22 protein-coding genes are annotated in these 22551 nt (G+C 60.4%); 20 read left to right on the top strand and 2 right to left on the bottom strand.

Going from position 1 to position 22551, the window contains the following annotated elements:
* Window positions 1-2 precede the first annotated feature (2 nt).
* The 5 genes from livM to GGD50_RS06355 all read left to right on the top strand — a co-directional run bounded on the left by livM (window position 3) and on the right by GGD50_RS06355 (window position 4675).
* A complete protein-coding gene (livM, locus tag GGD50_RS06375; protein WP_107108964.1) occupies window positions 3-1394 on the top strand; it encodes a high-affinity branched-chain amino acid ABC transporter permease LivM in 1392 nt (463 codons plus the stop codon).
* Complete coding sequence (locus GGD50_RS06370; RefSeq protein WP_107108963.1) at window positions 1394-2269, top strand: ABC transporter ATP-binding protein; 876 nt, start codon at window positions 1394-1396, stop codon at window positions 2267-2269. Before livM ends, GGD50_RS06370 begins: the two co-directional genes overlap by 1 nt.
* A complete protein-coding gene (locus GGD50_RS06365; RefSeq protein ID WP_107108962.1) occupies window positions 2266-2994 on the top strand; it encodes an ABC transporter ATP-binding protein in 729 nt (242 codons plus the stop codon). Before GGD50_RS06370 ends, GGD50_RS06365 begins: the two co-directional genes overlap by 4 nt.
* A 24-nt stretch (window positions 2995-3018) precedes the next feature.
* Entirely contained in the window at window positions 3019-3372 is a 354-nt protein-coding gene (locus tag GGD50_RS06360) for a DUF6867 family protein (RefSeq protein ID WP_107108961.1), read from the top strand.
* Window positions 3373-3553: 181 nt separating this feature from the next.
* Entirely contained in the window at window positions 3554-4675 is a 1122-nt protein-coding gene (locus GGD50_RS06355) for a branched-chain amino acid ABC transporter substrate-binding protein (RefSeq protein ID WP_107108960.1), read from the top strand.
* Window positions 4676-4851: 176 nt separating this feature from the next.
* Here the strand turns inward: GGD50_RS06355 and GGD50_RS06350 are convergent, their stop codons facing one another.
* Both GGD50_RS06350 and GGD50_RS06345 read right to left on the bottom strand, forming a co-directional pair.
* Window positions 4852-5769 (bottom strand): response regulator transcription factor, encoded by a 918-nt coding sequence (locus tag GGD50_RS06350; protein WP_107108959.1) that lies wholly within the window; start codon window positions 5767-5769, stop codon window positions 4852-4854.
* A complete protein-coding gene (locus GGD50_RS06345) occupies window positions 5762-9151 on the bottom strand; it encodes a hybrid sensor histidine kinase/response regulator (RefSeq protein ID WP_107109437.1) in 3390 nt (1129 codons plus the stop codon). Before GGD50_RS06345 ends, GGD50_RS06350 begins: the two co-directional genes overlap by 8 nt.
* A gap of 218 nt (window positions 9152-9369) precedes the next feature.
* On the opposite strand from GGD50_RS06345, the gene urtA reads away from it, so the two are divergent.
* The 15 genes from urtA to ureG all read left to right on the top strand — a co-directional run bounded on the left by urtA (window position 9370) and on the right by ureG (window position 22530).
* Window positions 9370-10659, top strand: coding sequence for an urea ABC transporter substrate-binding protein (gene urtA, locus GGD50_RS06340; protein ID WP_107108958.1), 1290 nt, complete (start codon window positions 9370-9372; stop codon window positions 10657-10659).
* Between the two features lie 68 nt (window positions 10660-10727).
* On the top strand, window positions 10728-12353 hold the full coding sequence (gene urtB / locus GGD50_RS06335) for an urea ABC transporter permease subunit UrtB (RefSeq protein ID WP_107108957.1): 1626 nt from the start codon (window positions 10728-10730) through the stop codon (window positions 12351-12353).
* Window positions 12350-13513, top strand: coding sequence for an urea ABC transporter permease subunit UrtC (gene urtC / locus GGD50_RS06330; RefSeq protein WP_107108956.1), 1164 nt, complete (start codon window positions 12350-12352; stop codon window positions 13511-13513). Before urtB ends, urtC begins: the two co-directional genes overlap by 4 nt.
* A 4-nt stretch (window positions 13514-13517) precedes the next feature.
* Entirely contained in the window at window positions 13518-14273 is a 756-nt protein-coding gene (gene urtD / locus GGD50_RS06325; RefSeq protein ID WP_107108955.1) for an urea ABC transporter ATP-binding protein UrtD, read from the top strand.
* A gap of 1 nt (window position 14274) precedes the next feature.
* Window positions 14275-14970 carry an urea ABC transporter ATP-binding subunit UrtE gene (gene urtE / locus GGD50_RS06320; protein WP_107108954.1) on the top strand — a complete coding sequence of 232 codons (696 nt, stop codon included), beginning with the start codon at window positions 14275-14277 and terminating at the stop codon, window positions 14968-14970.
* Between the two features lie 164 nt (window positions 14971-15134).
* The gene (locus tag GGD50_RS06315) at window positions 15135-15956 is read left to right on the top strand and encodes an urease accessory protein UreD (RefSeq protein ID WP_107108953.1); all 822 of its coding nucleotides are present in this window, start codon (window positions 15135-15137) and stop codon (window positions 15954-15956) included.
* Window positions 15957-15986: 30 nt separating this feature from the next.
* Window positions 15987-16289, top strand: coding sequence for an urease subunit gamma (locus tag GGD50_RS06310; RefSeq protein ID WP_028751899.1), 303 nt, complete (start codon window positions 15987-15989; stop codon window positions 16287-16289).
* A 21-nt stretch (window positions 16290-16310) separates the two neighbouring features.
* On the top strand, window positions 16311-16616 hold the full coding sequence (locus tag GGD50_RS06305; protein ID WP_107108952.1) for an urease subunit beta: 306 nt from the start codon (window positions 16311-16313) through the stop codon (window positions 16614-16616).
* A 17-nt stretch (window positions 16617-16633) separates the two neighbouring features.
* Window positions 16634-17071 (top strand): lysozyme inhibitor LprI family protein, encoded by a 438-nt coding sequence (locus GGD50_RS06300; RefSeq protein WP_107108951.1) that lies wholly within the window; start codon window positions 16634-16636, stop codon window positions 17069-17071.
* A gap of 17 nt (window positions 17072-17088) precedes the next feature.
* Window positions 17089-17712 (top strand): Urease operon accessory protein, encoded by a 624-nt coding sequence (locus GGD50_RS06295; protein ID WP_107108950.1) that lies wholly within the window; start codon window positions 17089-17091, stop codon window positions 17710-17712.
* Between the two features lie 3 nt (window positions 17713-17715).
* Window positions 17716-19428, top strand: coding sequence for an urease subunit alpha (gene ureC, locus GGD50_RS06290; RefSeq protein ID WP_107108949.1), 1713 nt, complete (start codon window positions 17716-17718; stop codon window positions 19426-19428).
* A gap of 277 nt (window positions 19429-19705) precedes the next feature.
* On the top strand, window positions 19706-20566 hold the full coding sequence (locus GGD50_RS06285) for a GGDEF domain-containing protein (protein WP_107108948.1): 861 nt from the start codon (window positions 19706-19708) through the stop codon (window positions 20564-20566).
* A 79-nt stretch (window positions 20567-20645) separates the two neighbouring features.
* A complete protein-coding gene (ureE, locus tag GGD50_RS06280; protein WP_107108947.1) occupies window positions 20646-21131 on the top strand; it encodes an urease accessory protein UreE in 486 nt (161 codons plus the stop codon).
* 5 nt (window positions 21132-21136) lie between these two features.
* A complete protein-coding gene (locus GGD50_RS06275; RefSeq protein ID WP_107108946.1) occupies window positions 21137-21823 on the top strand; it encodes an urease accessory protein UreF in 687 nt (228 codons plus the stop codon).
* 95 nt (window positions 21824-21918) lie between these two features.
* Complete coding sequence (ureG, locus tag GGD50_RS06270; protein ID WP_107108945.1) at window positions 21919-22530, top strand: urease accessory protein UreG; 612 nt, start codon at window positions 21919-21921, stop codon at window positions 22528-22530.
* The last annotated feature ends 21 nt before the right edge of the window (window positions 22531-22551 follow it).

Here is a 22551-nt window from a genome sequence, read left to right as displayed (position 1 = left end):
CCATGGCAAGTTCAAATTTCGTTCCAGGCAAGACCGCGCCCGGCCTTGTCCAGAAAGGGCTTACCGACGCCCTTTGGACAGCGCTCATCGCATTCGGCATGTTCGTGCTCTATATCGGCCTGAAGACCGAGCAGAATATCGACAACCAGTTGATCATCATTCAGCGCTGGGGCCTGTTGGCATCCATCGTCGCGATCGCTGCAGTCGGCCGTTTCGTCATGACGGTGTTCGTACAGCCCAATCTGGCGGCCATGAAAGCCGCCAAGGCGAAGGCTCCGCCCGTCGAAGCCGAACCCGGCTTCATCTCGAAGAACTTTAACGCGATAGCGCTGGTCTTCCTGCTCGTCTATCCGCTGTTGGCGCTGGCGCTTTTCGGTGCGCAGGGATCGTTGACCTATGTCGACAATTTCGGCATCCAGATCCTGATCTATGTGATGCTTGCCTGGGGCCTGAACATCGTCGTCGGTCTCGCCGGCCTGCTCGACCTCGGTTACGTCGCCTTCTATGCGGTCGGAGCTTATTCCTACGCGCTTCTGTCGACGCATTTCGGCCTGTCCTTCTGGATCCTGCTGCCGTTGTCTGGCATCTTCGCCGGGTTGTGGGGCATGATCCTCGGCTTCCCGGTGCTGCGCCTGCGCGGCGACTATCTGGCCATCGTGACGCTGGCTTTCGGTGAAATCATCCGGATCGTCATCACCAACTGGACGGATCTTACCCGCGGCAGTTTCGGCATTTCCAACATCACCAAGGCCTCGCTGTTCGGATTTTATACCTTCGATCTCAAGGATCCGCACAACGTCATCAAGACTTTCGGCCTGCCGATCTCGTCGGCCTGGTACAAGATCTTCCTGTTCTACGTCATCCTGGCGCTCTGCATGCTGACCGCCTATGTGACGATCCGGCTGCGGCGGATGCCGATCGGCCGCGCCTGGGAAGCCTTGCGCGAAGACGAAATCGCCTGCCGCTCGCTCGGCATCAATACGGTGACGACGAAGCTGACGGCATTCGCCACCGGCGCGATGTTTGGCGGCTTCGCCGGCTCGTTCTTTGCCGCGCGTCAGGGCTTCGTCTCGCCGGAATCCTTCGTGTTCCTCGAATCGGCTGTCATCCTGGCTATCGTCGTGCTTGGCGGCATGGGTTCGCTGAAGGGCATCGCCATCGCCGCGATCGCCATGGTGGGCGGCACGGAATTGCTGCGCGACATGGGCTTCCTCAAGATAATTTTCGGTGCTGATTTCACCCCGGAACTCTACCGTATGCTGATTTTCGGGCTCGCCATGGTGGTCGTGATGATCATCAAGCCGCGCGGCTTCGTCGGCACGCGCGAGCCGACCGCCTTCCTCAAGGAGCGGAAAGCGGTCTCCGGCAGCTTTACAAAGGAGGGCCACGGCTGATGAACGCTGTGACCGCAATCCCCGACGACATCCTGCTGAAGGTCGATCACCTGTCGATGAAGTTCGGCGGCCTGATGGCGATCAACGACTTCTCATTCGAGGCCAAGCGCGGCGATATTACCGCGCTGATCGGACCGAACGGCGCCGGCAAGACCACTGTGTTCAACTGCATCACCGGTTTCTACAAGCCGACGATGGGGATGATTACGCTCAATCAGAAGAGTGGCAAGCAGTTCCTCCTGGAGCGGCTGCCGGATTTCCGGATCACGCGCGAAGCCAAGGTGGCGCGCACATTCCAGAACATCCGCCTGTTCTCGGGCCTGACCGTGCTTGAAAACCTGCTGGTCGCGCAACACAACAAGCTCATGCGCGCGTCCGGCTTTACCGTGCTTGGTCTGCTCGGCATCGGCAAATATCGCGCCGAGGCCAAGAATGCCATCGAGCTGGCACGCTTCTGGCTGGAGAAGGCCGATCTTGTCGATCGCGCCGACGATCCGGCCGGCGATCTTCCGTACGGCGCGCAACGTCGTCTGGAAATTGCCCGTGCCATGTGTACTGGCCCCGAACTCCTATGCCTGGACGAGCCGGCCGCCGGTCTCAACCCGCGCGAGTCGCTGGTGCTCAACGAATTCCTGCGCAGCATTCGCAAGGATGCCGATACGTCGATCCTTCTGATCGAACACGACATGTCCGTGGTGATGGAAATCTCCGACCATGTCGTCGTGCTGGAATACGGACAGAAGATTGCCGATGGTACGCCGGATGAGGTCAAGAACGATCCGAGAGTGATCGCGGCCTATCTGGGTGTCGAAGATGAAGAAGTGGAAGAGGTGATTGCCGAAGTCGAGCACCTCCAAGAGGGCGAACATCGATGACGGGGCAACCGCTTCTGAAAGTTGAAGGCGTCGAAACCTATTACGGCAATATCCGCGCCCTTGCCGGCGTAAATGTTGAAGTCAACAGCGGCGAAATCGTCAGCCTGATCGGCGCCAACGGTGCCGGCAAGTCGACATTGATGATGACGATTTGCGGCAGCCCGCAAGCCCGCACTGGTTCGGTGACCTTCGACGGCCGCGACATTACCCACATGCCGACCCATGAGATCGCCCGGCTGCGTATCGCGCAGTCACCCGAGGGGCGGCGCATCTTCCCGCGCATGACGGTCTATGAAAACCTGCAGATGGGTGCGAGCCTCGACAAGCTCAAATATTTCAATGAGGACGTCGAGAAGATCTTCACCCTGTTTCCACGCTTGAAGGAGCGTCAGTCGCAGCGTGGTGGTACGCTGTCGGGCGGCGAGCAGCAGATGCTGTCGATCGGCCGTGCGCTGATGGCGCGCCCGAAGCTGCTTCTGCTCGACGAGCCGTCGCTCGGCCTCGCGCCGCTGATCGTCAAGGGCATTTTCGAAGCCATCAAGGTTCTGAACAAGAGCCAGGGGCTCACCGTCTTCCTGGTCGAGCAGAACGCTTTTGCGGCCCTGAAGCTTTCCGACCGCGCCTATGTCATGGTCAACGGCCGGGTGACGATGAGCGGCTCCGGCCAGGAACTGCTCGCCAATCCGGAAGTGCGTTCCGCCTATCTCGAAGGCGGTCACCATTGAGCCCCGTTCTGCGGAGAATTTGATATGCAAGGACTTTTCTTCGAAAGCGATAGCGGCGGGCGCCTCGTCATTCGTGCCATTATCGTTTTTTTGGGTTTCTGGACGGCATGGCGTGCCGGCCGCGCTGTGGCGAGCAACTGGAACTCGTATCCGCTGGCGGTGATCTATACGTTCCTGATCGGCCTCGGGCTGCAATTCCTGCATCATGCGCTGTTCAACGGTCCGGTTTTCGACCTCGGCAACTATATCCTCGATGTGGTTCTTCTCCTTATTTTCTCGACGGCTGGGTATCGTTATCGCCGCACCTACCAGATGGTGAACAACTACTATTGGCTGTATGAAAAAACTTCTGCCTTCTCGTGGAAGAAGAAGAATTGACAGTGCGCCGAAACTAGGCTCAGTCTGAACACAAGGTGGGCTTGATCCTATCCAAAACAGCTCGACACTTTCGGGATCATGCCCTCCAGACTTCGAAATACAAGCTTACCGGCGCGATGATTGGTGGGTATTGCGCACGGCAAATCAAACGGAACCCGCTCAAAAAATTGGGAGTAACAATATGAAGAAGTATCTTCTGTCGGCCGTGGCTCTGTCGGCGATGATCGCGCTTAGCGGCGTTGCGAAGGCTGACATCATCGTTGGCGTTGCAGGGCCTCTGACGGGTGCAAACGCGGCTTTCGGCGCTCAGCTCCAGAAGGGTGCTGAACAGGCGGTTGCCGACATCAACGCGGCCGGCGGCATCAACGGTGAAAAGATCAAGCTCGAACTCGGCGACGACGTTTCCGACGCCAAGCAGGGCGTTTCGGTTGCCAACAAGTTCGTCGCTGATGGCGTGAAGTTCGTTGTCGGTCACTTCAACTCGGGCGTTTCCATCCCGGCTTCTGAAGTTTACGCCGAAAACGGCATCCTGCAGATCACCCCGGCTTCCACCAACCCGGTTTTCACCGAACGCGGCCTGTGGAACACCTTCCGTACCTGCGGCCGTGACGACCAGCAGGGTGCAGTTGCCGGCAAGTACATTTCCGACAACTTCAAGGGCGCCAAGGTTGCCGTCGTTCACGACAAGACCCCGTATGGCCAGGGCCTTGCCGACGAAACCAAGAAGAACCTCAACGCCGCTGGCGTGAAGGAAGTTCTTTATGAAGGCATCACCCCCGGCGACAAGGACTACTCGGCCCTCATCGCCAAGATGAAGAACGCCGGCGTCGACTTCGTCTACTACGGCGGTCTGCACACCGAAGCTGGCCTGATCATGCGTCAGATGGCCGACCAGGGCGTCAAGGCTCACTTCATGTCCGGTGACGGTATCGTCTCGAACGAACTTGCTTCGATCGCCGGCGATGCCGTTGACGGCACGCTGATGACCTTCGCGCCGGATCCGCGCAAGAACCCGGCTTCCAAGGACCTGGTCGCCAAGTTCCGCGCTGCCGGCTATGAGCCGGAAGGCTACACGCTCTATGCGTATGCTGCCATGCAGGTCATCGCCGACGCCGCAAAGGCTGCCGGATCTAGCGACCCGATGGCTGTTGCCGACGCGCTGAAGGCAAAGGGCCCCTACAAGACCGCCATCGGCCAACTCGGCTTCAACGAAAAGGGCGACATCACCCGTCCGGACTACGTGATGTACAAGTGGTCCAAGGGTTCCGACGGCAAGTACAACTACGCCGAAATCGAAAAGTAATCATCCGTATCGTCGGCTTACCGGCGGTGCGTTCGAACTGGAAGCCCGGTCATTGACCGGGCTTCTTTGCGTTCAGGCGGTAACGACGGCATTTCCGTGGTTTTTCGGAGGGCGCAAGCTGTTGGATCGAGAGGCCTAATTCCTTCCCTCCGCCATGCGGTGGAGGATGACCTCAGTTACATCTCATGCAGCACATGCGCTGCCTTTACCGCCGCGGATGCTCGGTTTTCGACGCCGAGCTTCACATAGATCTGCTCCAGATGTTTGTTCACCGTGCGGGCGGACAGTCCCAAGATTTCGCCGATATCGCGGTTTGATTTGCCTTTGGCGATCCAGAGCAGCACTTCGGATTCGCGCTGGGTGAGCGCGAAATGCTGACGCAGCACGCCGTCATCGGCGCGCTGGTTGGTGGCGGTCAGGCGAAAGAGATATTCGTCGGGGCCGATCGCGCCGAGGAAGGCGAGCTGCAGAGCGGCCTGACTGCCGTTGTTGATGGAAAATGGGTTGTCGCGCCCGAAGCCTGGCCGTTCGCGCATGAAGGCGGCGATGTGTTTCGCCACGAGATCGAGGCCGTCGTCGCTGCCGGTGGCGGCATTGACGAGGCGCGTCGCTTGCGGTGTCGACCAATGGATAGCGCCATCGCCTTTGACCGCCAAGAGGTGCCGGCCGGCGGCGTCGAGCGCCACCCTGGCGCTCTGGGCAGAGCGGGCATTGCGCAGATGGACGCGGATGCGGGCGCGCAGTTCGTCGACGTTGATCGGCTTGGTGAGGTAGTCGACGCCGCCGGATTCCAGCGCATGCACCACATGCTCGGTTTCGGTCAGTCCGGTCATGAAGACCACGGGCACCTGCGCGACGCCGGCATTGGCCTTGAGCCGCCGGCAGGTCTCGAAACCGTCCATGGACGGCATCACGGCATCGAGCAGGATCAGGTCCGGCGTGATGCGATCGACGATGTTCAGCGCTGCCTGCCCCGATGTCGCGATCAGCACGGAGAAGCCCGATTGCTCCAGGGCGTCGGTCAGGAATCCGAGCGCCTCCGGCGAGTCGTCCACGAGCAAGACTATGTCGCGGGGAAGGGCGGTCTCAGCCAATCGGTTCTACCTTTTCATTGTCGAATCTGCGCAGGAAATCCAGGAAACCGGCGAGATCGAAGGCTTGGACATAGGTGCGCAGAGCGTCGGTGAAGGGTTGGTTTTCGTCCAGCTTGGCAAGGTCCGCGAGCTTCGCTTCGATGCCTCTGACGTAGCCGATCTCGCCAAGCCGCATCAACTCGCGCACATGCTCTATCCCCGGGCTTTTCATCTGTAGGGCGGGTTTCGGCAGGACGGGGACGGAGCCGTCGGCATAGACCCATTTCAGGCCGAGATGCAGCGCGAGCTTGTCGCGAAGCTGGCGGATATCGATCGGCTTGGCGATGGCGTCATTATGGCTGTGGTCACTGTCCTTGGCGGCGGCACCGTCGCCGATATTGGCCGACAGCATCAGGATCGGCGCCATCTGGCCGCTCTCCCTGAGGCGCGAGACCAGTTGCCAGCCGTTCATGCCCGGCATGGAGATGTCGACCAGGAAAAGATCCGGTTTGATGCCTTCGATCAGCGTCAGGCAGTCCGGTCCGCCATTGGCCGTCAGCACGATGAAATCGAGCGGCGACAACACTTCGCGCATCAGTTCGCGATGATCCTCATTGTCATCGACGACGACGATGGTGCGGCGCGGGCCTTCATAGCTGACGATGCGCTGTTCCTGCGCCGGTGGCTTCATCGGCCGGATCACCGCCGACAGCATCAGCCGCACCTTGAAGGTCGAGCCCCTGTCCTTTTCGCTGACGACGGAGACTTCGCCGCCGAGCGTATTGGTGAGCAATCGGGTGATGGTCAGCCCCAGGCCAAGGCCCGGCATCGGGCGGACGCTGTCGGCCTCGCCACGTTGGAAGGGCTCGTAGATGCGGGTGAGGTCCTTTTCGGCGATGCCGCGGCCGGTGTCGGCGATGGTGAAGCTAGCGACCTGGCTGCGATAGCCGACCTCGAAGCGCACGCTGCCCGTATCCGTGAACTTGATGGCGTTGGAGAGCAGATTGACGAGGATCTGTCGCAGCCGTTTTTCGTCGGTGCGGACATAATCGGGCAGGGCAGCGGATCGCTCATGGACGAAAGCGAGACCCTTGGCCTGTGCCTGCGGGTGGAACATGTCGACGATCTGGTCGAGAAAATCCTGAATGTTGATCTCGTTGGAATAGACCTGCAGCCGGCCGGCCTCGATCTTGGAAATATCCAGCAGCCCGTCGATCAGACCGGAAAGATGTTCGGCGCTGCGGCGGATGACCTTCAGCGAGGATTGCCGCGGCGCCGGGATAGTCTCGTCGCGCTCGAGGATCTGGGCATAGCCGAGCACGGCATTGAGTGGCGTGCGCAATTCGTGGCTCAAGCCGACGACGTAGCGGCTCTTGGCGCGGTTGGCGGCTTCTGCGGCCTCCTTGGCACTCTGCAAAGCCGCGTCCGTCTTCTTATGTGCGGCAATTTCCTTGAGCAGCAGCGTGTTCTGGCGCGAGGATTCTTCCTCGGCGACGACCCGGCTGTCATGGGCGAGCACATAGAACCAGCAGACGACACCGGCAATGACGGCGAAGACGAAGAAGACGATCAGGATGGTGCGGTCGACCACCGCTGCGGTTTCCGGCGAAGCGGAGCCGACCTGATGCGCGATCATCGCCAGGATGGCGCCCACGGCCGTCAACGCCACCACAACAGCAATGCCATAACGGCCGAGACGGGTAGCAAGCTTGGCGACGACGGTCTCCGGCAGCAGGGTCTTGGCGACGGTGCCGACCTGCGTGTTGAGCCGCGCCTTCGGCTTGCACATGTCGTGGCAACGGCTGTCGAGCGAACAGCAGAGCGAGCAGATCGGCGCGGCATAGGCCGGGCACCAGGCCATATCCTCTGGCTCGAAAGGATGTTCGCAGACGGAGCAGGTGATGGTGGTCAGGCGCTTCCAGCTTTGGCGCGGCTTGCGAGCGAGGTAGAATTTGCCCTTGGTTGCCCAGGCGAGCGTGGGCGAGGCGATGAAGGCAATGACTAAGGTGATATAGGGAGCGAGCGAGGCGGCAACCGCACCGAGGACACCGAAATGGGCGATGAGGGCAATCGTCGCCGAGAGCGCCATGGCGCCTAAGCCAACTGGATTGATGTCGTAGAGATGGGCGCGCTTGAACTCGATGCCGGGAGGGGCAAGGCCGAGCGGTTTGTTGATGAAGAGATCGGCGGAAATCGTGCAGAGCCAGGCCATGGCGATGATCGAAAAGATGCCGAGGGTTTCCTCCAGCAGCTTATAGATGCCGAGTTCCATCAAGAGCAGGGCGATGGCGACGTTGAAGACCAGCCAGATGACGCGGCCGGGATGGCTGTGGGTCAGCCGAGAAAAGAAATTCGACCAGGCCAGCGAGCCGGCATAGGCGTTCATCACATTGATCTTAAGCTGTGAGACCACGACGAAAGCGGCCATCAACAGCAGCGCGGCGTTGTGCCAGGGGATCATATAGCCGAAGGCGGTCAGATACATCTGCGCCGGGTCGGCGGCGCGATCGGCGGGGACACCGGAACTCAACGTCAGCACGACGAGGAAGGAGCCGGCCAGTAGCTTCAGTGCACCGATGATCACCCAGCCGGGACCGGCAAGAAAGATCACCAGGTGATGCCGCCATTTACGACGGCCTTCCGGCGGCAGGAAACGCAGAAAATCGGCCTGCTCCCCGATCTGCGACATCAGCGCCAGGATCACGGCGGAAGCGGCACCGAATTCCACGAGATCGAAGGGAGCGGCGGTTCCGGACGCACCTGATGCATGATGTATGCCCGCAAAGGCACGCCAGAGATCGAATTTTCCCCAATCTGAAAAGGCGATGAAGACGAAGGGCAGGATATTGAGGACGATCCAGAACGGCTGCGTCAACAACTGAAACCGGCTGATCAGACGGACGCCATGGGTCACCAACGGAATAACCATGACGGCGCTGACGATATAGCCGATCCACAGGGGTATCCCGAGCGTCAGCTCCAGCGCTCCCGACATGATGGACGCCTCGATGGCAAACAGCATGAAGGTGAAGCTGGCATAGATCAGCGAGGTGATGGTCGAGCCGATATAGCCGAAGCTCGCGCCGCGCGTCAGCAGGTCGATATCGACCCCATGGCGGATGGCGTAGCGGCTGATCGGCAGGCCGATCGCGAGCATGGCGATGCTGGCAACGATGATGGCATAGAAGGCGTTGGTCGTACCGTAAGAGAGCGTAATGGCGCCGCCGATCGCCTCCAGCGCCAGAAAAGAGATGGCGCCGATCGCCGTCTGCGAGATGCGCTGTGACGAAAATTGCCGGGCGCTTTTGGCGGTGAAGCGCAGCGCATAGTCTTCCAGCGTCTGGTTCGCGACCCAGCGGTTATATTCGCGTCTCACCGGAATGATGCGTTGCCGCGCCGCCATGCCCATCCTTCAGCAGTCTTTCCAAGTCTAGCCGATGTCGTAACACGGAATGCAGCAGCCCTTAAGTGCATGGGCCGCTAATATGCTGCACATTTCGCCCCGTTTCCTACGTCATATTACGTATGTGGAATCCCCCGGTGCTGCCGGATAGTCGCGGCAGGCAACGGTTAATCTTTGTTTACGGGCCGTTGCAGCAGACAAAAAGAGGGGAACTACACATGAAACTGAAGACTCTTGTCTCCGGCGCGCTTCTGGGCGCCATCATGTCGACGACTGCATTTCATGGAGCTTTTGCGGCCGACGACACCATCAAGGTTGGCGTTCTCCATTCGCTTTCCGGCACCATGGCGATTTCGGAAACGACGCTGAAGGACGCCATGCTGATGCTCATCGATGAGCAGAACAAGAAGGGCGGCGTTCTCGGTAAGAAGCTGGAGCCCGTCGTCGTTGACCCGGCCTCCGACTGGCCACTGTTTGCCGAAAAGGCCCGCGAGCTGATCCAGAAGGACAAGGTTTCCGCCGTGTTCGGTTGCTGGACCTCGGTGTCGCGCAAGTCGGTCCTGCCGGTGTTCAAGGAGCTGGACTCGATCCTGTTCTACCCCGTGCAGTTCGAGGGCGAAGAATCCGAGCGCAACGTGTTCTACACCGGCGCTGCCCCGAACCAGCAGGCGATCCCTGCCGTCGATTACCTGATGCAGAACGAAGGCGTGCAGCGCTGGGTTCTTGAAGGCACCGACTACGTCTATCCGCGCACGACCAACAAGATCCTTGCAGCCTACCTGAAGTCCAAGGGCGTCAAGGACGAAGACATCATCATCAACTATACGCCGTTCGGCTTCTCCGACTGGCAGACGGAAGTCTCGAAGATTAAGGCCTTCGGCTCGGCCGGCAAGAAGACGGCGGTCGTCTCCACCATCAATGGCGACGCCAACGTTCCCTTCTACAAGGAACTCGGCAACCAGGGCGTCAAGGCGGAAGATATTCCGGTCGTCGCCTTCTCCGTCGGCGAAGAAGAGCTTGCTGGCGTCGACACCAAGCCGCTGGTCGGCCATCTCGCCGCCTGGAACTATTTCCAGTCCGTCGATACGCCTGCCAATGCCGAATTCATCAAGGAATGGCACGCCTATACCAAGAACGACAAGCGGGTCACGAACGACCCGATGGAAGCCGCCTATATCGGCTTCAACATGTGGGTGAAGGCCGTCGAAAAGGCCGGTACGACCGATCCGGACAAGGTGATCGACGCGCTCGTCGGCGTTTCCGTGCCGAACCTTACCGGCGGCTACGCCACGATGATGCCGAACCACTACATCACCAAGCCGGTGCTGATCGGCGAAGTGCAGGAGAACGGCCAGTTCGACGTTGTTTCGCAGACCCCTGCAGTGGTCGGCAAGGAATGGTCGGACTACCTGCCTGATAGCAAGGACCTGATCTCGGATTGGCGTATGCCGCTTAACTGCGGCAACTTCAACGTCTCCACCGGCAAGTGCGGCGGCAAGGGTTCCTGAGTTCAGCTTTTAGTGTGCGCTCGTCGCGGGCAGGCTCCTCTGCCCGCGACAGCATGAGGGGACGCGCGATGTTCGACAAATTCGTTTACCGCATGGCCGTGGCGCTTGCCGCCGGCTTTTGCCTGATGCTGGCGCTGACGGCGACAGCGCTGCGTGCCCAGGAGGATGCGCATAGTCTTATCAACGCGCTGGGTCCGGCGAACTTCCAGCAGGCGGATGAGATCGTGAAGAGCCTCGCCAAGACTGGCGATCCCAAGGTGGTGCCGACGCTGCAGGCCTTTTCGGACGGCGATCTTTATGTCCGCAAATCCGACAATCAGGTCTTCATCGCCAAATCTTCGGGCGATGTCATGGCCCTGATCGATCCGTTGACCGGACAGGCGGCGGGCCAGGAAGCCAAGGGCAACCTCGGCAAAATCAAGATCAACAACAATCTTCGTCGCTCGGTCCGCGCGGCGCTCGGTGGCCTGACGCTGATGAGCCCGGATCGCGGCGTCCGATTGGAGGCGGCGCAATCCGTGTTGAAATCGCCAAGCGCGGATTCGCTGGAGGCATTGGAGGCGGCGTTAAAGAACGAAAAGGACGGCGAAATTCGCGGCGTGCTCGAGAGGGCGCGCGCGGTTGCTGTGCTCGGCTCCGATCGCTCGCCGGAGCAGATGAAGGCGGCGATCGAGACGATCAAGAACGAAGGCGGACGTGACGCCATCGGCATTCTCTCTTCTGTCTCCGTAGACGACAGCCTGAAGCCCGATGTCGCGGCCGCCATTGCCGGCATCCAAAGCCAATTGGCGATCTGGGATGCGGTGCAGAATGTTTGGTACGGGCTTTCGCTCGGCTCGGTGCTGCTGCTTGCCGCTATCGGGCTTGCCATCACCTTCGGCGTCATGGGCATCATCAACATGGCGCATGGCGAGATGGTGATGCTCGGCGCCTATTCCACCTTCATGGTCCAGAGCGTCATCCGTAGCTCCTATCCTGAACTCTTCGACTGGTCGCTGGCGATCGCACTGCCGGTGGCGTTTCTGGTGACCGGCGCCGTCGGCCTCGTCATCGAGCGCGGCGTCATCCGTTTTCTCTATGGCCGGCCGTTGGAAACGTTGCTCGCCACCTGGGGCATTTCGCTGATCCTGCAGCAAGCGGTGCGCTCGATCTTCGGGCCGACCAATCAGGAAGTCGGCAATCCCTCCTGGATGTCGGGCTCCTTCGATTTCGGCTACCTCTCGATCACCTGGAACCGTCTCTGGATCATCGTTTTCGCGCTCGGCGTCTTCGTCGCCCTGCTGTTGCTGCTGAAGCGTTCGGCCTTCGGGCTGCAGATGCGGGCGGTGACTCAGAACCGGCGCATGGCTTCGTCCATGGGTATTCGTACGCCCTGGGTCGACGCTTTCACCTTTGCCCTGGGGTCGGGCATTGCGGGGATGGCAGGCGTTGCGCTCTCGCAGATCGACAACGTCTCGCCAAACCTTGGCCAGAGCTACATCATCGACAGTTTTATGGTTGTCGTCTTCGGTGGCGTCGGCAATCTCTGGGGAACGCTGGTCGGCGCTTTCTCGCTCGGCATCCTCAACAAGTTCCTTGAGCCCTATGCGGGGGCGGTGCTCGGCAAGATCCTGGTTCTCGTCCTCATCATCCTCTTCATTCAGAAACGTCCGCGCGGGCTCTTCGCCCTCAAGGGAAGGGCGGTGGAAGCATGATCACGGCCTTTCTCCTCCGCTCGCTCGACCGCCGCATCAGTATCGCCATCGCGATCCTGCTGGCTGTGGCCGTGCTCGTGCCGCTCGCCAATCTGGCCTTGCCGGAAACCAGCCCGCTGCATGTGCCGACCTATCTGATGTCATTGTTCGGCAAGTATTTGACCTATGCGCTGCTGGCATTGGCGCTCGATCTCGTCTGGGGCTATTGCGGCATTCTCTCGCTCGGCCATGGCGCCTTCTTCGCGCTCGGCGGCTATGCGATGGGCATGTATCTGATGCGGCAGATAGGACCGCGCGGCACCTATGGCAATCCCATCCTGCCGGACTTCATGGTGTTCCTGAACTGGAAGGAGTTGCCCTGGTTCTGGTATGGCTTCGATCATTTCTGGTTCGCCATGATCATGGTGCTGGCGGCTCCCGGTCTGCTTGCCTTCGTGTTCGGCTGGTTCGCTTTCCGCTCGCGCGTCAACGGCGTCTATCTGTCGATCATCACACAGGCGATGACCTATGCGCTGCTGCTCGCCTTCTTCCGCAACGACATGGGCTTCGGCGGCAATAACGGTCTGACCGACTTCAAGGATATCCTCGGCTTCAACATCCAGGCCGATGGCACGCGCGCCGTACTCTTCGCCATCACTGCGCTGTTTCTGGCGCTGGCACTGATGCTGTCCTCGGCCATCGTGCGCTCGAAATTCGGCAAGGTGCTGGTTGGCGTGCGCGATGCGGAGAGCCGGACGCGCTTCTTGGGTTACCGCGTTGAGCACATGAAGCTTTTCGTCTTCGTCGTGTCGGCGATGATGGCCGGCATTGCCGGTGCCCTCTATGTGCCGCAGATCGGCATCATCAATCCCGGCGAATTCGCTCCCGCCAATTCCATCGAAGTGGTCATCTGGACAGCGGTCGGCGGCCGGGCGACGCTGATCGGCCCGATTATCGGCGCCATCCTCGTCAATGGCGGCAAGACGATCTTCACTGGCCTGTTCCCCGATTTCTGGCTCTTCGCGCTCGGCGGCCTCTTCGTTGCAGTGACGTTGCTCCTGCCCAAGGGCATTGTCGGCACGATAGCGCAATATATCGGCGGCGATCGCAAGCCGGTCAGCGCAAAGCCCACGGTCGAGGAAGACGAAGCCGACAAGACGACCATCCAGGCGGCGGAGTGAAGCCATGATCCCGGACATCAAGCCTAACAGCATGCTTTATCTCAACAACGTCTCCGTCTCCTTCGATGGCTTCAAGGCGCTGAATTCGCTGTCGATCGTCATCGAGCCGGGGGAGCTTCGCGCCATCATCGGCCCGAACGGCGCCGGCAAGACGACGATGATGGATATCATCACCGGCAAGACGCGGCCGGATCAGGGCGAGGTGTTCTTCAACGGCCAGATCGATCTGACCAATAAGGACGAGGCCGACATCGCCCAGCTTGGCATCGGCCGCAAGTTCCAGAAGCCGACCGTGTTCGAAAGTCATACGGTCTGGGATAACCTCGAATTGGCGCTCAACCGCAAGCGCGGTGTTTTCTCGACGCTCTTCTACCGCCTGACGCCGGAAGATCGCGACCGCATCCACGAAATCCTCGACACGGTGCGCCTCTCTCACCGGCGCGACGAACTGGCGGCCAATCTCTCGCATGGGCAGAAGCAATGGCTGGAGATCGGCATGCTGCTCGCGCAGGAGCCGAAGCTTCTTTTGGTCGATGAGCCCGTTGCCGGCATGACCGACGCCGAGACGGCGGAGACGGCGGTGCTGCTGAAGGAGATCGCCAAGACGCGGTCCGTGGTGGTGGTGGAGCACGACATGGGCTTCATCCGCGACCTTGGCGTCAAGGTGACGTGCCTTGCGGAAGGCTCTGTGCTGGCCGAAGGTTCGATCGATTTCGTCAGCAACGATCCGAAGGTGATCGAGAATTATTTGGGGCGATGAGATGCTGACAGTCGAAAACGCAAATCTGCACTATGGCGCCGCTCAGGCACTGCGCGGCATCTCCATCAAGGCTGAGATGGGGAAGATCACCTGCGTGCTCGGTCGCAACGGTGTCGGCAAGAGTTCGCTGCTGCGCGCTGTTACCGGCCAGCATGCGTTATCGGCAGGTTCGGTCGCCTTCAACGGGGTAACGCTGAACGGCATGGCGCCCTTTGCCCGCGCCAAGCATGGCATCGGATATGTGCCGCAGGGGCGCGAGATCTTTCCGCTATTGACGGTGAAGGAAAACCTGGAGACGGGGTTCGCCCCCGTGCCACGCCGCGACCGCAACATTCCCGAGGACATCTACAATCTGTTTCCGGTGCTGAAATCCATGCTGTCGCGCCGTGGCGGCGATCTTTCCGGCGGCCAGCAGCAGCAATTGGCGATCGGCCGGGCGATGGTGACGCGCCCGAAAATATTGGTGCTGGATGAGCCGACCGAAGGCATTCAACCGTCGATCATCAAGGATATCGGCCGGGCGATCCGCTATCTCAGGGATTCCACCGGCATGGCGATCCTGCTGGTCGAGCAATATCTCGATTTCTGCCGCGAACTTGCTGATTACGTCTACATCATGGATCGCGGCGAGATCGTCCATGAGGGGCTGGCGGAGACGCTGGATACGCCGGAGGCCCGCAGGCACCTGACGGTGTGAAGCCATTGCCGTTCTTTTCATCATCTGGTGAAAAATGCAGCGGATATCCGCCGCAGCCGGCCAATGTTCCGTGTGGCTTCATAAGGCACGGAAATTGCTTGCTTTTGTTCTTCGACGGGTTTCAATGATCCGCGATGGCATGATGTGATGAGTGGAGAAGCGGAATGGTGATGGCAGCGGCGAGCACAAGACCGCAGAGGGCGCGCGGGCGCGGCCATCTGGCGGCTAAGGCGCTTGATGGGCGCACGCGCCTTGCCGAACTTTTCCAGGACGGTGCGGCGAAGATTCGTCTGCCCGATACGTTCGATAATTCCATGGAAGCCGTTATCATCAACACGGCCGGTGGCCTGACCGGCGGCGACCGGATGGATTGGAGCATCGTCGCTGGGCCGGGCACGCGCATCGATGCGACCACCCAGGCCTGCGAGAAGATTTACAAGGCATCCGCAGGCACCGCCGAAGTCGTGACTTCCATCAAGGTCGGCGCTGGCGCGCGCGTCGATTGGTTGCCGCAGGAAACCATTCTGTTTGACCGCGCCTCGCTGTCGCGCAAGCTCGCTGTCGATCTCGACGAAACCGCCGAATTTCTGGCCGTCGAAGCAATCCTGCTCGGCCGCAAAGCCATGGGTGAGGCGATGGCGCAGGGCTTGTTTCGCGACCGCTGGCGCATCCGCCGCGCTGGGCGATTGATCCATGCCGAGGAGCTGCGGCTCGACGGTGATGTCGCGGCGTTGACGGCCGAGCGTGCTGTTCTGAGCGGCCAAGTGGCTTTCGCGACCCTGCTCTATGCCGGACCGCTGGCGGAGACCTATCTCGCCAAGGTGCGGCCTCTCGTTGAGGGGCACATGGGCGGCGTCAGCCAATGGCGCGACAAGCTGGTGGTGCGGCTCGCGGCACCCGACGGCTTCGCTCTCAGAAAAATCCTGATCCCGGTCATTTCCGCCTTGCGCAACGCAGCGCCAGTGCCGAAAGTCTGGAATCTGTAGTTCAAGCAATAGCAATCACATAGGTAGGCGATGAACCTCACTCCGAGAGAAAAAGACAAGCTGTTGATTTCCATGGCGGCAATGGTTGCGCGGCGGCGGCTGGAGCGCGGCGTTAAGCTCAACCATCCGGAAGCCATCGCGCTGATCACCGATTTCGTCGTCGAGGGCGCTCGCGATGGCCGCCCGGTCGCCGAGCTGATGGAAGCCGGCGCCCATGTCATCAGCCGTGACCAGGTGATGGAAGGGATTGCCGAGATGATCCACGACGTACAGGTCGAGGCGACGTTTCCGGATGGAACGAAGCTCGTGACCGTGCACGAGCCGATCCGCTGAACGACGGCAAGGGAAAAAGCCATGATTCCAGGTGAAATTCTTGCCGCAAGCGGCGACATCGAACTGAACGCCGGCGCACCGACGGTAACGCTGGAAGTCTCCAATACCGGCGACCGCCCGGTGCAGGTCGGCAGCCACTATCATTTTGCCGAGACGAATGGTGGTCTCGCCTTCGACCGCGACAAGGCCAAGGGCATGCGTCTCGATATTCCTGCAGGGACCGCAGTGCGTTTCGAACCGGGCCAGACGCGCTCGGTGACGCTGATCCCACTCTCCGGCAAGCGCGAGGTCTATGGCTTCCGCCAGCAGATCATGGGCAAGCTCTGAGGCGTATAGGAGATAGCATGTCCTTGAGATTGCTTGCGTCCAGCGCGTTTGTCGCGACTGTTTTGATGTGCGGTTCGGCCTATGCGCAAAATGATCCGGACGAGCCGGAGGTCGACTGCGCCAATGCGCAAACGCAGATGGACATGAACATCTGCGCGCAGCGGGACTACGACAAGGCCGATAAGGCATTGAACGAGCAATATAAAAAGACGCGCGCGGCAATGGTTGCCACCGATGCGGATCTCGAAGACGACCAAAAGGGTGCCGAAAAAGCATTGGTCAAGGCGCAGCGCGCCTGGGTCGATTATCGCGATGGCCAATGCGAGGCGGAAGGATTTGAGGCGCGGGGCGGGACGATGGAGCCGATGCTCGTTACCGGATGCAAGGCGACGTTGACGGAGCAGCGGACCAAGGAGCTGAAGACATTGGCCGATGGGCCGGAGGGTGCGCAGTGAGCGCCAGACGCAGGATCATGATCGTCGGCAACGGCGAGATTGCGGAAGGAGCGGCGCCGGAGATCGACGCCGCCGATCTGGTCGTGCGTTTCAATGATTGCCGCTCCACAGAGACGGGCGGTAGCCGCACGGATATTGTCGCGGTCTGCAATACCGGCCGGCCGGCGCGTGCCATGCTCGGTTCTGCCGAGTGGCGCAACAGTGCGCCGGTTGCGGCGGCATCGGAAATCTGGAGCGTCCGCGATCCCCGCAAGTTCGCTGCCCTCCGTGCGCCGCTGGCATTGTCGCATCCGGAACTCGGTGATTTCTGCGACGATTACACCAATCAATTCACCGCCTTCTGCAATGCCACAGGCAAACGTCATGTGGTCATCGACCAGTCGGTTCATGAGAGTGTCGATGAGGCGCTCGCAGCTTACGACCCCGGTCCTTATGTCGTGCCGAGCAGCGGCATGGTCGCGATCGCCGAGCTGCTTTTGCGCTATCCCGGCGAGGGCATCGCCATCACCGGCTTCAGCCATACCGGATGGGATGGCCACCCGTTTGCGGCGGAGAAGCGGCTGGTCGATCATTATATTTCCCTTGGTCGCCTAAGGCGCATCGCCGACAAGACCCCTATTCTTTCCTCCCAAGGAGCTTGATTTATGCCTTATAAAATCTCCCGCGCCGCCTATGCCAACATGTTCGGGCCGACGACCGGCGATAAGGTGCGGCTTGCCGATACGGAGCTTTTCATCGAGGTGGAGAAGGATTTCACCACCTATGGCGAAGAGGTGAAATTCGGCGGCGGCAAGGTCATTCGTGACGGGATGGGGCAGAGCCAGGTAACGCGGGCGAACGGTGCCGTCGATACCGTCATCACCAATGCGCTGATTGTCGACACCTGGGGGATCGTCAAGGCTGATATCGGCCTCAAGGATGGCAGGATCGTCGCGATCGGCAAGGCCGGCAACCCGGACATGCAGCCGGGCGTCAACATCATCGTCGGTCCGGGCACGGAGGCGATCGCGGGTGAGGGCAAGATCGTCACGGCCGGCGGCATGGACAGTCATATCCACTTCATCTGCCCGCAGCAGATCGAAGAGGCGCTGATGAGCGGGCTGACAACCATGCTCGGCGGCGGTACAGGCCCGGCGCACGGAACGCTTGCCACCACCTGCACGCCCGGCCCCTGGCATATCGCCCGCATGATCGAGGCTGCCGATGCCTTTCCGATGAACCTCGCCTTTGCCGGCAAGGGCAACGCTTCGCTGCCCGGTGCGCTCGAGGAGATGGTGCTTGCCGGCGCCACCTCGTTGAAGCTGCACGAGGATTGGGGGACGACGCCTGGCGCGATCGACTGCTGCCTGACGGTCGCCGATGCATATGACGTGCAGGTGATGATCCACACGGATACGTTGAATGAAAGCGGTTTTGTCGAGGATACGATCGGCGCCATCAAGGGCCGCACCATCCATGCTTTCCACACCGAAGGGGCGGGCGGCGGCCATGCGCCCGATATCATCAAGATCTGCGGCCAGTCGAATGTCATCCCGTCTTCGACCAACCCGACGCGCCCCTATACGGTTAACACGATTGCCGAGCATCTCGACATGCTGATGGTCTGCCATCACCTGTCGCCATCGATCCCGGAGGATATCGCCTTCGCCGAAAGCCGCATCCGCAAGGAGACGATTGCGGCGGAAGATATTCTTCACGATATCGGCGCCTTTTCGATCATTTCGTCCGATAGCCAGGCCATGGGCCGCGTCGGCGAGGTGGCGATCCGCACCTGGCAGACCGCCGACAAGATGAAGCGCCAGCGCGGCCGCCTTGCCCAGGAAACCGGCGACAACGACAATTTCCGCGTCAAACGCTACATCGCCAAATACACGATCAATCCGGCGATCGCCCACGGCCTCAGCCATGAGATCGGTTCGATCGAAGTTGGCAAGCGCGCCGATCTGGTGATCTGGAACCCGGCCTTCTTCGGCGTCAAGCCGGAAATGGTTCTGCTCGGCGGCTCGATTGCAGCGGCTCCCATGGGCGATCCGAACGCCTCGATCCCGACGCCGCAGCCGGTCCATTACCGCCCGATGTTCGCCTCTTTCGGCAAGAGCCTGACAAACTCCTCGGTCACCTTCGTGTCGCAGGCGTCGCTTGATGCCGGTCTCGCCGGCAGGCTCGGCGTCGCCAAGAGCCTCGTTGCCGTCAGGAATACCCGCGGCGGCATCTCCAAGGCGTCGATGGTCCATAATAGCCTGACGCCGCATATCGAAGTCGATCCGGAGACCTACGAAGTGCGCGCCGATGGCGAACTCCTGACCTGTGAGCCGGCGACTGTGCTGCCGATGGCGCAGCGTTATTTCCTGTTTTAATGGGAACCGTGACGTTTCATCGCTATAATTACCGGGAACCCCTGAATTTCAGGGGTTTTTCATGAGTTCTTCGAACTAATACAGCATAATCAGAGACTTGCGCCGATGGTTGTTTATATCGCAACTTCACCTTGGGTGACGCAAGTGTTCAGTGCCAATTTCCAGCAGCTTATAAGTTGAGAAATGTCCGGCATTTTAACGATCGTATTAAAGACCTGGAAGAGCGTTCACCCCTATCTCACTTCATCGAATTCGTGGGCTGAGGAAGGTGATTCGCATGAAAAGGTGGATTTCGCTGCAGGCCGAACTCGGTAATTTTCAGCAGCGCCGCACGATATATATTTTCGCGCTAAAGATGAGTTTTCTTGCGGTTATCCTGTCCGTCGCCATCATTCTCGTGATGCTGCCTGTCCTCGAGTGGCTCGGCCTGTTGCCGTTGCGGATGCTGGACGCGATCCGGCTTGGTGTCCTGCTTGCCTGGTTCATTGGCGGTACGGTTTCCGGCGCATTGGCGCTGCTGGCCGGCTACGCCATTCATAAGCTTGCCGTCTCGCGCGCCGAATTCGAACGGCTAAGCCGCACCGACATGTTGTCGGGACTGCTGAACCGTCGCGCCTTTACCGAGGCGTTGGAAGAGGCGAAAGACGACGCCTCGCTGGTGATCTTTGATGTCGACCGGTTCAAGACGATCAATGATCGCTATGGGCACGCTTCCGGCGATGCCGTCATCATCGCGGTCTCACAGATCTTCTTCGGCATTTTCGAGGGCAGGGACGTGATCGCCCGCCTGGGCGGCGAGGAGTTTGGCGCCATCGTCCATGGTCGTGACATGGCCGAACGCATCGCCCGCATCGAGGGCGTGAAAACGCGGATTGCCGATCACGCTATCGCTGTCGAAGGCGGCTCGGTGAAGATCACTATTTCCGCGGGGATCGCTGATATTTGGGGCGAGCGCAAGAAAGAGGTGGTCTATGCCGCCGCGGACAAGGCGCTTTATCTCGCCAAGGCGCTTGGCCGCAATCGCGTCGTTCATGAAAGCGAATGGCTGAATCATATCTGGCAGCGCCCTCCGGCCGAGGAAGGGCAGGAAGAGATGCCCGACCGTGGGGAGCCGCATCGATACGGCCATGGGATATAGGTCTACGAAACCGGTACTGGCCCTTGCGCGGAAAGCGGCTATTTTGCATGCTCTGATAAAGTTTTGAACTGGACATGTCATGCTACGCGTCACCTCCTATCTGCCGGCCGGCACCCCATCCTCCAATCCGATCGATCGTGTCGTGTTGCCGCATGATCTCCGGCATTTGCGCCGCAAGCTGCTGCATCTCGAAAATGGCGAGATGGTCATGCTCGATCTGAAAGAGCCGGTTCTGTTCGCCAATGGCGATCTGCTGGTACGGGAAGATGGCGAATTGATCGAAATCGTCGCGGCAGCGGAAAAGCTGTTCGAGATCAAGCAGCGTGATCGCCGGCATCTGATCGAGCTTGCCTGGCACCTCGGCAACCGGCACCTTTCGGCACAGATCGAGGAAGACCGCATCCTCATCCTGCGCGACCATGTCATCCGCTCCATGCTCGAAGGCCTCGGTGCCACGGTGACGGAGGTCAGCGAAGCCTTCCAGCCGGCGCGTGGCGCCTATCATGCGCATGGCGGCCATTCGCACGGACACGGTCACGATCATCACGATCATTCGCACGATTGAGCGTGATGGCTAGGATTTCAGAGGCGGAGAATGGCGATCTGCAGGCGCTCTTGCGGCTGATGGCTTGGCTCTCGCCGGCGTTTCCCGTCGGCTCCTTCGCCTATTCGGGCGGCCTCGAGCGTGCTGTCCATGATGGCCTTGTGCAAGACGTGGAAAGCCTTCGGGATTGGGTCGCGGCGCTGATACGCCATGGCTCGGTCTGGAACGATGCCGTCTTGCTTGCCGAGGCGCATGGTGCGGCCGAGGATGCGGCGCGGCTGGCCGAGGCAGCCGAGCTTGCCGAAGCGCTAGCCGGCTCGAAGGAGCGCCATCAGGAAACAATGCTGCTCGGCGAAGCTTTCCTCTCCGCCGCCAATGCCTGGCCGCATCCGGTCTTTTCCATGTTGCCTGCGAAAGTGGCTTATCCGGTAGCGGTCGGCGCCGTGGCTGGCGCGCATGGTATATCCCGGGAAAAGGCGCTCGCGGCCTTCCTGCATGCGCTGGCATCGCAGATGCTGTCGGCAGGCATTCGGCTTGGGGTGACCGGACAGAGGGATGGTGTCGCGATCCTGGCGGCGCTGGAAGACGTCATCGCTGAGGTCGCCAAGCGGGCCGCACGATCGAGCCTCGACGATCTCGGCGCGGCGACGGTGCACGCCGATATCGCAAGCCTTCGTCATGAGACGCAGGGCACCAGGCTCTTTCGGTCCTGAAGGGCTCGAGCAAATATTGCGGTTGAGCTACGTCATTCGCCGCTGTGCGAGACGCGTCTGCCCCGCTATTCTATGTTTTTATCGGAGTTTCGAGCATGAAATCGAGAAATGGACCTTTGCGCGTCGGTATCGGCGGGCCTGTCGGTTCGGGCAAGACTGCGCTTACCGAAAAGCTTTGCAAGGCGATGCGTGACGATTATTCCGTCGCGGTGGTGACCAACGATATCTACACGACCGAGGATGCCGAGGCGCTGGTGCGTATGCAGGCGCTGACATCGGATCGTATCGTCGGCGTCGAAACCGGCGGCTGCCCGCACACCGCCATTCGCGAAGACGCGACGATCAACCTGCAGGCCATTGCCGGCCTCAACGAGCGGCTTCCCGATCTCGACGTCGTCTTCATCGAATCCGGTGGCGATAATCTGGCCGCGACTTTTTCGCCGGATCTCGCCGATATTACCATCTATGTGATCTCGGTCTGCCAGGGTGAGGAAATTCCGCGCAAAGGCGGTCCGGGCATCACCAAATCCGATCTTCTCGTCATCAACAAGAGGGATCTCGCTCCCTTCGTCGACGTCGATCTTGATGTCATGGACCGCGACGCCACCCGCATGCGCCAGGCCCGCCCCTTTGTGTTCTCCGACATGAAGCGCGGCGATGGTGTTGCAACGATCGTCGACTTCCTAAAGGAACAGGGCGGCCTGTAAGCCGCCCTGCCATTGTCATTC

Source organism: Martinezella paranaensis (genome assembly GCF_014200235.1).
GTDB lineage: Bacteria > Pseudomonadota > Alphaproteobacteria > Rhizobiales > Rhizobiaceae > Rhizobium > Rhizobium paranaense.
The sequence above is the reverse complement of the archived record's forward strand: the minus strand, read 5'-3'. Positions and strand labels throughout refer to the sequence as shown.